Source organism: Streptomyces sp. NPDC003697, assembly GCF_053587115.1.
This window is the reverse complement of record NZ_JBSFNN010000004.1, coordinates 66822-80780: the sequence shown is the minus strand read 5'-3', so window position 1 is coordinate 80780 and position 13959 is coordinate 66822. Positions and strand designations below refer to the sequence as shown.

General features: G+C 74.6%; 12 protein-coding genes. 4 read left to right on the top strand and 8 right to left on the bottom strand.

From position 1 onward, the window contains the following. Positions 1-10 precede the first annotated feature (10 nt). Together ACWDNY_RS02685 and ACWDNY_RS02680 are read right to left on the bottom strand one after the other, a co-directional pair. The gene (locus ACWDNY_RS02685; RefSeq protein ID WP_451643878.1) at positions 11-448 is read right to left on the bottom strand and encodes a GNAT family N-acetyltransferase; all 438 of its coding nucleotides are present in this window, start codon (positions 446-448) and stop codon (positions 11-13) included. Further along, positions 445-1959: an aminotransferase-like domain-containing protein gene (locus tag ACWDNY_RS02680; RefSeq protein ID WP_451643877.1), complete on the bottom strand. Its 1515-nt coding sequence runs from the start codon at positions 1957-1959 to the stop codon at positions 445-447. The genes ACWDNY_RS02685 and ACWDNY_RS02680 overlap by 4 nt, the downstream gene beginning before the upstream one ends. Here ACWDNY_RS02680 and ACWDNY_RS02675 point away from each other — a divergent pair. Together ACWDNY_RS02675 and ACWDNY_RS02670 are read left to right on the top strand one after the other, a co-directional pair. After that, on the top strand, positions 1958-3004 hold the full coding sequence (locus ACWDNY_RS02675) for a DMT family transporter (RefSeq protein WP_451643876.1): 1047 nt from the start codon (positions 1958-1960) through the stop codon (positions 3002-3004). The two genes, ACWDNY_RS02680 and ACWDNY_RS02675, sit on opposite strands and share 2 nt — an antisense overlap. Positions 3005-3110: 106 nt before the next feature. Further along, entirely contained in the window at positions 3111-3326 is a 216-nt protein-coding gene (locus tag ACWDNY_RS02670; RefSeq protein ID WP_451643875.1) for a DUF1918 domain-containing protein, read from the top strand. Here the strand turns inward: ACWDNY_RS02670 and ACWDNY_RS02665 are convergent. Then, on the bottom strand, positions 3296-4591 hold the full coding sequence (locus ACWDNY_RS02665) for a glycoside hydrolase family 10 protein (protein WP_451643874.1): 1296 nt from the start codon (positions 4589-4591) through the stop codon (positions 3296-3298). The genes ACWDNY_RS02670 and ACWDNY_RS02665 overlap by 31 nt on opposite strands. Before the next feature lie 168 nt (positions 4592-4759). Here ACWDNY_RS02665 and ACWDNY_RS02660 point away from each other — a divergent pair, with 168 nt between their 5' ends. Further along, positions 4760-5620: a 3-hydroxybutyryl-CoA dehydrogenase gene (locus ACWDNY_RS02660; protein WP_451643873.1), complete on the top strand. Its 861-nt coding sequence runs from the start codon at positions 4760-4762 to the stop codon at positions 5618-5620. A gap of 193 nt (positions 5621-5813) precedes the next feature. Then, positions 5814-6071, top strand: coding sequence for a hypothetical protein (locus ACWDNY_RS02655; protein WP_451643945.1), 258 nt, complete (start codon positions 5814-5816; stop codon positions 6069-6071). A 21-nt stretch (positions 6072-6092) separates the two neighbouring features. Here ACWDNY_RS02655 and ACWDNY_RS02650 read toward each other — a convergent pair whose 3' ends face one another. From ACWDNY_RS02650 to pheS, 5 genes are all read right to left on the bottom strand, one after another. Continuing rightward, positions 6093-6638 carry an NUDIX hydrolase gene (locus ACWDNY_RS02650; protein ID WP_451643872.1) on the bottom strand — a complete coding sequence of 182 codons (546 nt, stop codon included), beginning with the start codon at positions 6636-6638 and terminating at the stop codon, positions 6093-6095. A gap of 356 nt (positions 6639-6994) precedes the next feature. Then, the gene (locus ACWDNY_RS02645; protein WP_451643871.1) at positions 6995-8335 is read right to left on the bottom strand and encodes a transcriptional regulator; all 1341 of its coding nucleotides are present in this window, start codon (positions 8333-8335) and stop codon (positions 6995-6997) included. Positions 8336-8751: 416 nt separating this feature from the next. Next, positions 8752-9948, bottom strand: coding sequence for a PP2C family protein-serine/threonine phosphatase (locus tag ACWDNY_RS02640; protein ID WP_451643870.1), 1197 nt, complete (start codon positions 9946-9948; stop codon positions 8752-8754). A 269-nt stretch (positions 9949-10217) separates the two neighbouring features. Then, complete coding sequence (pheT, locus tag ACWDNY_RS02635) at positions 10218-12776, bottom strand: phenylalanine--tRNA ligase subunit beta (RefSeq protein ID WP_451643869.1); 2559 nt, start codon at positions 12774-12776, stop codon at positions 10218-10220. Further along, positions 12776-13897, bottom strand: a complete 1122-nt coding sequence (gene pheS / locus ACWDNY_RS02630; protein WP_451643868.1) for a phenylalanine--tRNA ligase subunit alpha — start codon at positions 13895-13897, stop codon at positions 12776-12778. Before pheS ends, pheT begins: the two co-directional genes overlap by 1 nt. Between the last annotated feature and the right edge of the window lie 62 nt (positions 13898-13959).

Genomic DNA, 13959 nt, shown 5'->3' with positions numbered 1-13959 from the left:
GCCGGACACGTCACTCGAGGACGAGCGCCATCCACTCGCCGGGCCGCTCCAGCGCCCGGAACCCGCACTTCTCGTAGAGGCCGTGCGCGTCGTGGGTGGCGAGCAGCACCCGGCGCAGACCGTACTGCCGCAGATGCCCGCACACGGCCCCCACCAGCGCCGTGCCGATCTTCTTGCCCCGCACGGAGGGGTCGACGTAGACGTCGCACAGCCACGCGAAGGTCGCCCGGTCGGTCACCACGCGGGCGTACGCGACCTGCTCCCCCGAGGCGGCGTCGTGGACACCGAAGTTGAGTGAGCCGTCGACCGCCCGGTCCTGCTTCTCGCGGGGCCTTCCGATCGCCCAGTACGCTCCCGTGGCGAGCCAGTGGTGGACGCGGTCCCGGTCGATCCGCCGGGGGTCGGTGGTGAGTTCGTAGCCGTCGGGCAGGCGCGGGGTGTCGGTCATGACGGGAGGCTCGCAGGCCGGGGCGGATCCTGTCGAGCCCCGGCCGGCCGGTGCTCGCCGCTCACGGGCCGGACGGTCTCGTCCCAGGCCGTCCGCAGCCGCCGTACGCCCTGGGCGATCTCGCCCGTGCCGCCGACCGCGGCGAAGCTCAGCCGCAGATGCGAGGCGGGGGGTTCGGCACTGAAGTAGGGGCGGCCCGGCGTGATCGCGACGCCCTCGCGCAGGGCCGCGGCGGTCAGCGCCGCCTCGTCCGCGCCGTCGGGCAGACGCAGCCACAGGTGGTAGCCGCCGGACGGGACGTGCGGCAGGGCGAGCCCGGGCAGTTCGCGGAGCAGCGCGGAGGTCATGGCGTCCCGGCGCGCCCTGAGTTCCGCCGAGACGGCCCGCAGGTGGCGGGGCCAGGCGGGTGAGCCGACGAGTTCGAGGGCCGCCTCCTGCAGCGGCCGGGGCACGAAGAAGGTGTCGACGACCTGGATGGCCCGCAGCCGCTCCAGTACCGGGCCGCGGGCCGCCAGCGCGCTCACCCGGAAGCTGGGCGAGGTGGCCTTCGTCAGGGACCCGACGTGGACGACGACGCCGTCCACGTCGTCGGCGGCCAGCGGGGCCGGCAGCGGCCCGGCGTCCTCGTGCACCAGCCGCCGTACGAAGTCGTCCTCGACGACGAAGGCACCGGCCTCGCGGGCGATCCGCAGCACCGCCGGGCGCCGCGCGGCGGCCAGCACCGCACCGGTCGGGTTCTGGAACAGCGGCTGGCAGACGAAGACGCGGGCACCGGTCGCCCGGAAGGCGTCGGCGAGCAGTTCCGGCCGCACCCCGTCGGCGTCCATCGGCACGGGCACCGGCCGCAGCCCGGAGGCGCGGGCGATGGCGAGCATGCCGGGGTACGTAGGCGACTCGACGAGCACGGGGGCGCCGGGCGGGGCGAGCGCGCGCAGGGCCGTGGTGAGCGCCGACTGGCCGCCCGCGGTGATCAGGACGTCGGCGGCGGTGACGGTGCCGTCCGGGCCGGCGATGCTCCGCGCGAACCACTCCCGCAGCTCCGGCAGCCCCTCCAGCGGGGGCCGCCCCCAGGCGCCGGGGCGGCGGCCGGCGCGGGACAGGGCCGCGGACATCGCCCGCTCCGGCTGCAGCGACGGATGCAGGTAGCCGCCGTTGAACTCGATCACGCCGGGCGGCGGGGCGGCGAGCGAGACCGTCACCCCGGCGGCGTCCACCGTCCGCGGCACGAGGTCGGCCACCCCTTCGGCGCTGAGTGCGACCTCCTGCCAGGAGGTGTCCCCGGCGGGTGCGTCCGGCGTCCGCGGCTGGGCGCGGAACGCGCCGGCGCCGGGCCGCGTGACCACCAGGCCCTCGGCGGCGAGCTGTGCGAGGGCCCGCGAGACGGTGACCGGGCTGACCCGCAGCCGTTCGACGAGGGCCCGGCTGGACGGGAGCTTCTCACCGGGTGAGTAGCGCTCCAGTTCCCTGCGCAGGCGGTTCACCAGTTCGGCCGCACTGCTACGCTCATGCATGAGAGCAGAGAGTAGCGCTACCGGGCACATCCGGAAAGCGGTCGGCCCCCGGGGCACGGGGCCCACCCCGGAGCCGGACGCCGAGGGCGCCCGCCGCCCGGCCGCCGTCGCGGCCCCCGCACCGAAGCCCCTGGCCACCCCGGCCCCCTCCCCCGGCACGCCGCAGGCCGCACGCACCGCACCGGCCGACCGCCGCCGCGGCACGCTCCAGGCCGCCCTGGGCGTCGTCGCCTTCTCCCTCACCTTCCCCGCGACGGCCTGGGGCCTGGAGAGCTTCGGGCCGTGGACGCTGGTCGCCGTTCGCAGCGTCCTGGCGGCCCTCGTCGCCGGCGGCTGTCTGCTCGCCCTGCGCGTCCCGGTGCCCGCCCGCCGTCACTGGCCCGGCCTGGCGGTGGTGGGCGCGGGAGTGGTCCTCGGCTTCCCGCTGCTGACCACCCTTGCTCTGGAGACCTCCACCACCGCGCACGCCGCGGTCGTCGTCGGCCTGCTGCCGCTGACCACGGCGCTCCTCTCCGCGCTGCGTGTGGGCACCCGGCCGTCGCGGACGTTCTGGGCCGCCGCCCTGGCGGGCGCGGCCGCCGTGGTCGCCTTCACGGTGCAGCAGAGCGGCGGCGCCCTGAGCGCCGCCGACGGCTGTCTCTTCGGCGCGCTGCTGGTGTGCGCCGCGGGCTACACGGAGGGCGGCCGGCTGGCGCGGGTGATGCCCGGCTGGCAGGTCATCGGCTGGGCGCTGGTGCTCTGCCTGCCCCTCACCGTGCCGGGCGCCGCGCTCGCGCTCGCCCACGAGCCGGTGCGCCTAGGAGTCCACGGCGTGGCCGGGCTGCTCTGGGTCGCGCTGGGCTCGCAGTTCCTGGGCCTGGTCGTCTGGTACCGGGGCATGGCGGCCGTCGGCATCCCCAAGGCCAGCCAGTTGCAGTTGGCCCAGCCGCTGCTCACACTGGTGTGGTCGGTGCTGCTTCTCGGCGAGCACCTGACGGTGGCGGCCCCGCTCACCGCCGGAGCCGTGCTCGTCTGCATCGCCGTCACGCAGCGGGCGCGCGGCTGACCGGCCGCAGACACCGGTCCGGCCCGCGTACCGCGCCGTCAACGCAACGCAGCGAGCCCGGAACCGCCGGACCGCTGTTCCCCGCACCCGGTGAGGAGGCCGGCAGATGCACGCGTCCGTGGGCGACCAGCTCGTCCAGCACGGCAGGGTGGTCGGTCAGCACGACCAGGTCACCGAGATCGTCGAGGTCATGGGCCCCGAGGGCAGTCCGCCGTACCGGGTCCGCTTCCCGGACGGGCACGAGGCAGTGATGTCCCCGGGGCCCGACTGCGTGGTCCGGCACATCGAGCGTCAGACCCGGGTGGAACGGATCGTCGGGTAGCCGAGCGCCGAGGCGGCGGACGGGGGCGGCGCCGGCTGGCCGTAGTGGTCGGCCACCACCCGCGCCATCGCACCGGCCGCGTCCGCCGCCACCTCCTTCGCCGCGAAGAAGACGTGCCCGCGCACCTCGGGCTGACGCCGGGCGAGGGTGAGGTGCCGGGACAGCTCGGCGGGGTCCCGCCAGGCCGCGCCCTGCCCCGGGTCGCCCGCCTTGTACAGCGCCTCGCCCACGTACAGCTTCGTACGGCTGCCCCGCGCCACCCCGGCCCACCACGACACCAGCTCCGCGTAGTCGGCGGCGGCCAGGCCGATGTTCCAGTACAGCTGGGGCACCACGTAGTCGACCCAGCCCTCGCGGACCCATTTCCGCGTGTCCGCGTACAGGTCGTCGTACGTCTCCACGCCGGCGGCCGTGGCCGAACCCCGGCTGTCCGTGGAGGCGTTGCGCCACACGCCGAAGGGGCTCACGCCGAACTGCGCGCCGGGCCGCGCCTGCCGCACGCCCGCGGCCGTCTCGAGGATCAGCCTGTCGATGTTGTCGCGCCGCCAGGCGGCCCGGCTCGCGAAGCCGCCACCGTGCCGGGCGAAGGCCGCGTCGTCGTCGAACGACTGGCCCGCCACCGGATACGGGTAGAAGTAGTCGTCGAAGTGGAGGCCGTCCACGGGGTACGCGCGCACCGCGTCCAGCATCGCCTGCCGTACGAACGCGCGGACCTCCGGCAGCCCCGGGTCGTAGTACAGCCTGCCGCCGTAGGGCACCACCCAGTGGGGGTTCCGGCGGGCCGGGTGGGAGGCGACGAGCCGGTCCCGGTCGGGGTGGACGGCGACGCGGTAGGGATTGCACCAGGCGTGCAGCGCCAGACCGCGGGCGTGCGCCTCCGCCACGGCCGTGCCCAGCGGGTCCCAGCCCGGTTCCCGGCCCTGCGTCCCGGTCAGGAACTCGGACCACGGTTCGTACGGCGAGGGCCACAGCGCGTCGGCCGCCGGGCGCACCTGGAAGAACACTGTGTTGAGACGGCGGCGCACCGCCTCGTCGAGGAGGGCGGTCAGCTCGGCGCGCTGCCGGGCCGCGGTCAGCCCGGTGTGCGAGGGCCAGTCCCGGTTCACCACGGTCGCCAGCCACATGCCGCGCATCTCGGTGGCGCCGCCTCCGCGGGGCGTCCCGCCGGCCGTGCGCCGCCGTGCCGGAGCGGCCGCTGCCCCCCGCGCCGGCGTCAGGGTGGACAGCGCCGCCACCGCGAACGCCCGCCGCGACACTCGGCCCATCCGGGCCACCTCCCTACGACGCGGATCCGATTCGTCACGGATCGTGCCCGGCCAGCATGCCGGACCCGGACGATCGATCATCGTCACGACGGGGGTAACGTGCACGATCGGAGCAGGCACCACACAATGGGCCGCCTGCCACAGCCGTAGATCAGCGAAAGGGACGATGTGACGGACATCGAACGCGTCGGAGTGGTGGGCTGCGGCCAGATGGGTGCGGGCATCGCTGAGGTCTGCGCCCGGGCGGGACTGGACGTGAAGGTCGCCGAGACCACCGGCGAGGCCCTGGAGATCGGCCGTACCCGGCTGTTCAACTCCCTGGCCAAGGCGGCCGAGCGCGGCAAGATCACCGAGGAGGAGCACCAGGCGACGCAGGCGCGGCTGAGCTTCACCACCGACCTCGGCGAGTTCGCCGACCGCGATCTCGTCATCGAGGCCGTCGTCGAGAACGAGCAGGTCAAGACCGAGATCTTCCAGGTGCTGGACCAGGTCGTCACCCGGCCGGACGCGATCCTGGCGTCCAACACGTCCTCGATCCCGCTGGTGAAGCTGGCGGTCGCCACCGCGCGGCCCGACCAGGTCATCGGCATCCACTTCTTCAACCCGGCCCCGGTGCAGAAGCTGGTCGAGCTGATCCCTGCCCTCACCACCTCCGAGGGCACCCTCAGCCGGGCGCAGCTGTTCACCGAGAAGGTGCTGGGCAAGCACTCCATCCGCGCCCAGGACCGCTCCGGCTTCGTGGTCAACGCCCTGCTGATCCCCTACCTGCTCTCCGCGATCCGGATGTTCGAGTCGGGCATCGCCAGCCGCGAGGACATCGACAACGGCATGGAGCTGGGCTGCGCCCACCCGATGGGCCCGCTGAAGCTGTCCGACCTGATCGGCCTGGACACGGTGGCCTCGGTGGCCTACTCGATGTACGAGGAGTACAAGGAGCCGCTGTACGCCGCGCCGCCGCTGCTGCAGCGGATGGTCGACGCGGGCCGGCTGGGCCGCAAGACGAGTTCCGGCTTCTACACCTACGCCTGACTACGCAGCGTCGATCCGCACGGTTGCCACGGGCCCGGCACCGCCGTAGGGTGCCGGGCCCGTGGCATTCACACACCGTGTGCGCGGCGGACCCGCATATGCCCGTCACACACTCTCCTCAGCCACTCACCAGGCGAGTTGACTCTCCCTGCGCATGCAAGGGATGGAAGACGACTACGGAAAGGAGCGGCTGGTGACCGCCGATCCCGAGCATCCCGTCCTCAACGGAGAACTCGCTGAGTTACGGCGCCGCCTCGACGTGGCCTACGCACGCGTCGAGGGCGGGCTGGCCCTGCTCAGCCATCGCACCGAGGAGACCGCGAAGGAACTGGACGAACTGCACGCCAGGATCATCTCCCTCGAACACGCCCGCTGGCCGCTGCCCACGGTCGCGGCCCTCGCGGCCGTCGGGGCACTGGTCGTGGCGGTCTGGCAGGCCCTCGGCCACTGAACGGCCGGGAGCGGCGGGGGATCAGGGCAGGATGTCCTGCCCGAGCCGGAGATGGTGCAGGAGCAGTAACGCGGCCGCCATGTTGGCGGCCGGGACCTCACCGCGGGCGACCAGGTCGGGAACGAGCTTGAGGGGGACCCATTCCCGGCGGTCGGACTCGAAGTCGTCCACGGGGTGCCCGACGTACTCGCCCTCGTCCGCCCAGTAGATGTGGTGCCGGGCGTCGGTGAGGCCGTTGGACGGCTCCACGCTCATGAGGTGGCGCAGGGGCCCCGGCCGCCAGCCCGTCTCCTCCTCCAGTTCCCTGGCGGCCGCGTCGGCGACGTCCTCGCCGTCCTCCACGACGCCCGCCGCGAGCTCCCAGCCCCAGCTGTCGGTGATGAAGCGGTGGCGCCACAGGAGAAGGACCTCGTTGGCCTCGTTGACCACCGTGGCGACGGCGACGGGCCGCATCCGTATGAGGAAGTGGTCGAGGTGCCGGCCGTCCGGCAGTTCGACATCCGCCAGGTTGACGCTGAACCAGCGGTTCGCATACACAGTCTGCTCGTTCTGTTTCGTCCACTGCACGGTTCTGCCACCTTCCGTCGAGTAAGGGGCAATATCGCAGCCCCAACGGCTCGACAGCAGGCGCACGGTGACCGCTCACAGCGCAGGGGGCGGCGCAGTGGCCCGTACGGGGGTGCGGCGCGGGCCGTGCCGGGCCGTGCCGCGGCCGGTCTCGGCGGACGTCCGGTCACGCCGACGGGCCGGCGCCCCGCACCGGCGGTACGGCCGCCCGGCTCGGCCTGGCTCCACACCCGGCGGTCGCCGGCCTGACGGTCGCCGGCCTGGCTCGCGGGACGTCCGCCCCGCAGCGGCCGTCCGCCCGGCAGCGGCGGGTCGTCGACGCACGGCCGACGGCGGTGGAGCCCCTCCGGCGGGCGTCACAGAGGCACGCGCAGGGCCCCGTCGATCAGTTCGGCCGCTTCCCCCGTGCCCGCGCAGCCACTGCGCACCAGGTGCTCGCGCACCGCGCGGAGTCTGTCGCGCATCCGCTGCGACTCCATGCCGCGGGCCTGCTCGGTCATCTGCACGGCCGTGGCCACGGCCTTGTCGGCGTTGCCGCGACGCAGCTCGATCGTGCTGAGCATGGCCAGCCGGTGCACCCGTCCCCGGTCGTGCGCAGGGGTGTCCACGGCCGCCGCGGCGTGCTGCTCGGCGGCGGCCAGTTCGCCGAGGCTGAGCAGCGCCTCCGCCACCTGCACGTTGACCAGGCCCGGCTGGACGTAGCCGGTCTCGTCGGGTTCGTGCCCGCGCCGGATGCGTTCGGCGGCCGCCTCGGCCCGGCGGATGCAGGCGAGGGCGCCCGTGCCGTCGCCGAGATGGGCGTAGGCCTTGGCCTGCATGGCGAACAGGTCGGACGCCAGGGCGGGGGTGATGTGCCGGCCGGCGGTGCGCAGCGCCGCCTCGGCGAAGGCCACGGCCTGGCGGTACTCCCTCATGAACAGCGACTGGTTGACCAGCAGCGCGATCACGTACGCGCCGAGTCCCCTGTCCCCGCTGGCCTTGGCCAGCCTGAGGGCCTGGTGGAAGTAGCGCTGGGCGAGGCCGTGCGCGTCGGAGTCGTAGGCGCAGATCCCCGCGACCGCCACCAGTCCCCCGGTCGCGCGGTGCAGCTGGCGGCCGGTGGCGTCGGTGTAGCCGCCGCGCAGCAGCGGGGCGGCCTCGGCGTTGAGGAAGCCCACGATGCGGCTGCGCGTCGCCACCCCGCCGGCCTTGCGGTACATCTGCTCGTAGTGGCCGCGGGCGGCGCGCAGCATGTCGATGTCGGCGGGTGTGACCCGGTGCCGGCCGCCGCGGGAGACGTCGACGTCCTCGGGTGGGTTCTCCCACTCCCACACGGGCATGACGGCGGGCGTGCCGGTGACGGCGGGGGCACCGAGCAGGTGCGGGCGCTGCTGTTCGTCGGAGCGCCACAGGGCGGTGGCGCGCTCGACGAAGCCGGACAGGGAGCCGGCGTGCGGGGCGGACGGCTCGCCGGGCACGCCCAGGCCGATGTCGTCGAGGGTGACGGTGCGGTGCAGCCGGGCGGCGAGCACCTCGCAGATCAGGTCGGGAACCTGGCCGCGCGGCCGCTGGCCCTTCAGCCACCTGGCGACGGCGGTGTGTTCGTACCGGAGTGCGAGACCGCGTGCCCGTCCGGCCTGGTTGACGTGCGCGGCGAGGCCCGCGTGCGAGATCCCGGCCTCGTCCAGGATCGCGTCGAGCAGAGTGTTGGGCTGCATGGAGGCCCCCGGGTTGGCTCGGTGCCGACAGCGTAGTGCGTCCGGGTTCACACGGGGTGTGAACCAAGTGCCCGGATCCGGCCCCTGCGCGCGCTGTCGCCGAGCGTGCTCCGGCCGGTTCACTGGAGCACCTCGCAAGAGGCCGGCCGGGCCGCCGGCTCCCCCTCGTACAGTGCGGCGGTCCGTTCGCCGTCCGCCCAGCCGCCTGCCAGACCATCCGTGGCGGGGCGGACGGCGCCGGCCTGCCCGGCGGCCGGTGTGGGCCCTGCCGCCCGAAATGCCCCCGGGCCCGGGCTCGGCGGGCCGCGCCGGGCAGGTCCTGCGGGCGGCCGGTCGACTGCGGGGCGGTGAGCCCGCACGCACGCCCGGCCCGCGGTGCGGCCGTCCATGCCCCGGCGCGACGGGCCGGACGGGTCCTACCGGCGGCCGGTCGACTGCGGGCTCGGTGTGCCGTGGCGCGCGGCCGGTACCCCTGCGAGGCCGGCGCACGCGGAGAGGTCGCGGTCGTTGCGGAGCACGAGGACGGCCACGTCGTCGGCGGGCCGTCTCCCGGTGTGCCGCAGCAGCCGGGCGAGGACGCCGCGCAGCACGGCCCGGGGGGAGACGGCCAGGTCTCCGGCCGCCTCGGCCAGTACGGCCGGCAGGGGGAAGAACCGGCCGTGCGTGTCCCGGGCGTCCTCCGCACCGTCCGTGTACAGGACCAGCCCGTCGCCGGGCCGCAGGTTGCCGCAGTCGACGGCCCGCAGGTCCGGCGGCAGGGGGAAGACGCCCAACGGCGGAAGAGGGTCCGCGTCGGCCAGCGGATCGACGCGGGGACCGCTGAGCAGGTAGGGCCACGGATGCCCGCAGTTGAGGGCGCGCACCGCACCGCTCGCGTCGATCTCCAGCAGCAGGACCGTGACGAACTCCTCGGCGACCGGGGCGTCGGGGTGCCGGCCGGTCGACGGGTGCTCGGCCCGCGCCCGCTCCCGCAGATGTCTGCCCATCGCCCGGTCCAGCCGCCGCAGCACGCCGGCGAGTTCCGCCTCGTCGTGGACGGCCTCGCGGAAGCTGCCCAGGACGGCGGCGACCGTCGCGAGAGCGCCGAGCCCGTGCCCGCGCACGTCCCCCATCACGACCCGAACGCCGTGCTCGGTGGCGATCACGTCGTACAGGTCGCCCCCGACGTCGGCACCGCGGTCGGCGGAGAGTTGCGCCGCCGCGAGGCGCAGTCCGCCCACGCGGGACGGCAGCGGCCGCAGCAGCACGCTCTGGGCGGCGCCCGCGACCGCGCGGGCCTGCCGCAGTTCGCGCAGCAGGGTCCGCCGGACGTGCAGGACGAGCCCGGTGCCCACGGCGAGGAACACGGCGCTGGAGACAAGGCGTGCCCCGAGACCGGTCTGCTGCGCGACCGGGCAGACCAGCTTGTAGGTGACGCCCAGGACGCCCCAGGCCGCGGGCGGTCCGAGGGCGAGAGCCCGGCGCAGCGGCCGGTGCCCGGGTCCCCCGCCGGGCGGGCGGCCGGGGCGGCGGGCACCCGATCGCGCCCACGCCGGAAGTCCTGCCCGGGCGGACGCCCGGGCGACGGTACGGGTCCACGCACTGCGCGGAGTCCCAGCCCTGATGCGGATCATGCCGATGGTCCCCCAACAGGCCCCGACAGCGCAGACCGGCCCGAAAGGCCGGTCCGATTCTGTCGACCGCCTGCCTCGTCGGGACCACTTCGGCCTGATGTGCCACCCGAACGAGTGAGAGGTACGGGGACGCGGAGGTACACGGGCGCCCCCGTCACCGCGGCGACGCGTCGCTCCTCCCGGCCCGGTGGCCGGCAGGAGCGACGCGGCCCCGGAACCGGCCCGGGCGGAACCCGGACGCGGGCCCGGGGCCGGTCCCGGCGGAACCCCTAGCTGCGCAGCACCGCGCCCAGCCGCTCCGCCGCCAGCGCCACCGCCGCGTCCCGGGCGGCCGACGCCTCGTCGACGGTCAGCGTCCGGTCGGCCGCGCGGAAGCGCAGCGCGTACGCCAGCGACTTCCGGCCCTCGCCCAGCTGCTCGGCGTTCTCGTAGACATCGAACAGCCGGATCGACTCCAGCAGCTCGCCGGCGCCCTCACGCAGCGCGTCCTCCACGTCGGCGGCCGGGACCGGCCTGTCGACGACGAGGGCGACGTCCTGGGTGGCGACGGGGAAGGTGGAGATGCCCGGGGCCTGCGGGATGTCCTGGCCGACCCGCTCCAGGGCGTCCAGGTCGACCTCCATCGCGCAGGTGCGCGCGGGCAGGCCCAGCGCCTTCAGCACCCGCGGGTGCAGCTCGCCGGCGTGGCCCACGATCTGTTCGGCGCCGTGCGCGACGACGACCAGCTCGGCGCAGCGGCCCGGGTGCCAGGGCCCGTACTGGCCCTTGCGGACGATCAGCTCCGCGCCGGCCTCACGGGCCACGGCGCGCCCGGCCTCGACCGCGTCGGCCCAGTCGGCGGGACGGCCCCTGCCCCACCAGCCGGCCTGCTCACGCGCTCCGGCGAGGACGACGGCGGCGTGGCGCGGCTGCTCGGGCAGTGCGGCCGTCAGCTCGGCGATCTCCTCGTCGGTGGGACGCCGGTCGACGGGCAGCAGGGCGGCGACCCGCCGCTCCTCGTGGGCGGGGGCCTCCCCGGCCTGGGCGGAGCCGGAAGTCCCGGGCAGGAAGACCAGCCCGGTCTCGAACAGCGCCAGGTCGTGGCTGCCCCGGCCGTCGTTGCGGCGCAGCGCGGCGAGCAGGCCCGGCAGCAGCGTCGTGCGGAGCGCGGGCTCCTCGTCGCTGAGCGGGTTGACCAGCTTGACCACGCGGCGGGCGGGGTCGTCGGCCGCCAGGCCGAGCTGGTCGAAGACCTGCTCGCTGACGAACGGGTAGTTCGGCGCCTCGACGTAGCCGGCCCCGGCCAGCGCCCGGCCCACCCGGCGGTGCAGCCGCTGCCGGTGGGTCAGCCCGCGGCCCGCGGGCAGCCTGGGCAGGCTGGAGGGCAGGTTCTCGTAGCCCTCCAGCCGGATGACCTCTTCGGCCAGGTCGTTCGGGTCGGTCAGGTCGGGCCGCCAGGAGGGGACGGTGACGGTCAGCTCGTCCTGCCCCGCGGCCGTGCTTCCCACGACGTCGCAGCCGATCTCCTGCAGCCGCCGGACGACGGTCTCCCGGCCGTACCGGACGCCCGCGACCCGGTCCGGGTGGTCCGCCGGGATCGTGATGGCGCGCGGCGCGCTGTCCGCGGCGACCTCGGTGACGCCGGCGTCCGCGGTGCCGCCCGCGAGCAGCACGAGCAGGTCGACGGTGCGCTGGGCCGCCGCGGCGGCGGCCTGCGGGTCGACGCCCCGCTCGAAGCGGCGCGAGGCCTCGGAGGACAGCTTGTGACGGCGCGCGGTGCGTGCGACGGAGACCGCGTCGAAGTGCGCCGCCTCGATGACGACCTCGGTGGTGGTGCCCTCGGCGTCGTCGATCTCGGTGTGCGCGCCGCCCATGACGCCCGCGAGGCCGATGGGTCCGCGGTCGTCGGTGATGACCAGGTCCTCGGCGTCCAGGACACGCTTGACGCCGTCGAGGGTGGTGAGCTTCTCGCCCGGCTCGGCCCGGCGGACGCCGATGGCGCCCTGGACGCGGCCGCGGTCGTAGGCGTGCAGTGGCTGGCCCACCTCCAGCATCACGTAGTTGGTGATGTCGACCGCGAGGGAGATCGGGCGCATGCCGGCCTTCTGCAGCCGCCGCTGCAGCCAGATCGGGGAGCGCGCCTCGGGGTCGAGGCCGGAGACGGTGCGGGCGGTGAAGCGGTCGCAGCCGCTCGGCTCGGTGATCCGCACCGGGTAGCCGAAGGCGTTCGGCGTCGGCACGTCGAGCAGGGCGGGGTCGCGCAGCGGCAGGCCGTAGGCGATCGCGGTCTCGCGGGCGACGCCGCGGAGGGACAGGCAGTAGCCGCGGTCCGGCGTGACGGCGATGTCCAGGACCTCGTCGACGAGCTCGAGCAGCTCGACGGCGTCCTTGCCGACCTCGGTCTCGGGCGGCAGCACGATGATGCCGTGGCTGCCGTCGTCGCCCATGCCCAGCTCGTCCGCGGAGCAGATCATGCCGTGCGACGTCCTGCCGTAGGTCTTGCGGGCGCTGATCGAGAAGCCGCCGGGCAGCACGCCGCCCGGCAGGACCACGACGACCTTGTCGCCGACGGCGAAGTTGCGGGCTCCGCAGACGATCTCCTGCGGCTCACCGGTGCCGTTGGCCCGGCCGACGTCGACGGTGCAGAAGCGGATCGGCTTCTTGAAGCCCTCGAGCTCCTCGATGGTCAGCACCTGGCCGACGACGAGCGGCCCCTTCAGGTCGGTGCCGAGCTGCTCGACGGTCTCGACCTCGAGGCCGGCCGAAATGAGCTTGGCCTGGACGTCGCGCCCGGTCTCCGTCGCCGGCAGGTCGACGTACTCCCGCAGCCAAGAAAGCGGGACCCGCATCAGATCTCCATCCCGAACGGCCGGGTGAACCGGACGTCACCCTCGACCATGTCTCGCATGTCTTCGACGTTGTGGCGGAACATCAGCATCCGCTCGATGCCGAACCCGAAGGCGAAGCCGCTGTACTTCTCCGGGTCGACGCCGCACGCGGCGAGGACGCGCGGGTTGACCATGCCGCAGCCGCCGAGCTCGATCCAGCCCTCGGACGAGCAGGTGCGACAGGGCCGGTCGGGGTTGCCGACGGACTCGCCCTTGCAGACGTAGCAGAGCATGTCCATCTCGGCGCTCGGCTCGGTGAACGGGAAGAAGTTCGGCCGCAGCCGGGTCTTCATGCCCGCGCCGAACAGCGACTGGACCATGTGGTCGAGGGTGCCCTTGAGGTCGGCCATGGTCAGGCCCTCGTCCACGGCGAGCAGCTCGACCTGGTGGAAGACGGGCGTGTGCGTGGCGTCCAGCTCGTCGGTGCGGTACACGCGGCCGGGGCAGATGACGTACACCGGCAGCTCACGGCTGAGCAGGGAGCGGATCTGCACGGGCGAGGTGTGGGTGCGCAGCACGACACCGGACTCGGTGCCGCCCTCCGGGCCCTGCACGAAGAAGGTGTCGGCCTCGCCGCGGGCCGGGTGGTCCGGGCCGATGTTCAGGGCGTCGAAGTTGAACCACTCGGCCTCGACCTCGGGGCCCTCGGCGACCTCGTAGCCCATGGCCACGAAGATGTCCTCGATGCGCTCCGAGAGCGTGGTCAGCGGGTGCCGGGCGCCGGCCGGGACACGGTCGTACGGCAGCGTGACGTCGACGTCCTCCTCGACGAGCACGCGGGCGTCCCGCTCGGCCTCCAGTTCCGCCTGCCGGGCGGCCAGGGCCTTGTTCACCGCGCCGCGGGCCTGGCCCACGCGCTTGCCGGCGTCGGCCTTGGCGTGCGGGGGCAGGGCGCCGATCTCGCGGTTGGCGAGGGAGAGGGGGGAGGCCGGGCCGGTATGGGCGACCTTGGCCTCGTGGAGCGCGTCGAGGGAGTCCGCGGCGGCGAAGGCGGCGAGCGCCTCGTCCCGCATGCGCTCGATCTCTTCCGGTTTCAACGCCTCGACCTCGACAGGGTCGTACGACTTATTGGGTGCCGACATCTCTTCCCGTGCTTCCGATTGTCCCCCAGCTGACGCTGGGAGGTGCCCCCAGGCTGACGGTC

Bases quoted from the DNA above. Each gene is read 5' to 3' on its own strand.
- ACWDNY_RS02685 (WP_451643878.1), bottom strand. From the start codon at position 448: ATGACCGACACCCCGCGCCTGCCCGACGGCTACGAACTCACCACCGAC.
- ACWDNY_RS02675 (WP_451643876.1), top strand. From the start codon at position 1,958: ATGAGAGCAGAGAGTAGCGCTACCGGGCACATCCGGAAAGCGGTCGGC.
- ACWDNY_RS02680 (WP_451643877.1), bottom strand. From the start codon at position 1,959: ATGCATGAGCGTAGCAGTGCGGCCGAACTGGTGAACCGCCTGCGCAGG.
- ACWDNY_RS02670 (WP_451643875.1), top strand. From the start codon at position 3,111: ATGCACGCGTCCGTGGGCGACCAGCTCGTCCAGCACGGCAGGGTGGTC.
- ACWDNY_RS02665 (WP_451643874.1), bottom strand. From the start codon at position 4,591: ATGGGCCGAGTGTCGCGGCGGGCGTTCGCGGTGGCGGCGCTGTCCACC.
- ACWDNY_RS02645 (WP_451643871.1), bottom strand. From the start codon at position 8,335: ATGCAGCCCAACACTCTGCTCGACGCGATCCTGGACGAGGCCGGGATC.
- ACWDNY_RS02640 (WP_451643870.1), bottom strand. From the start codon at position 9,948: ATGATCCGCATCAGGGCTGGGACTCCGCGCAGTGCGTGGACCCGTACC.
- pheT (WP_451643869.1), bottom strand. From the start codon at position 12,776: ATGCGGGTCCCGCTTTCTTGGCTGCGGGAGTACGTCGACCTGCCGGCG.
- pheS (WP_451643868.1), bottom strand. From the start codon at position 13,897: ATGTCGGCACCCAATAAGTCGTACGACCCTGTCGAGGTCGAGGCGTTG.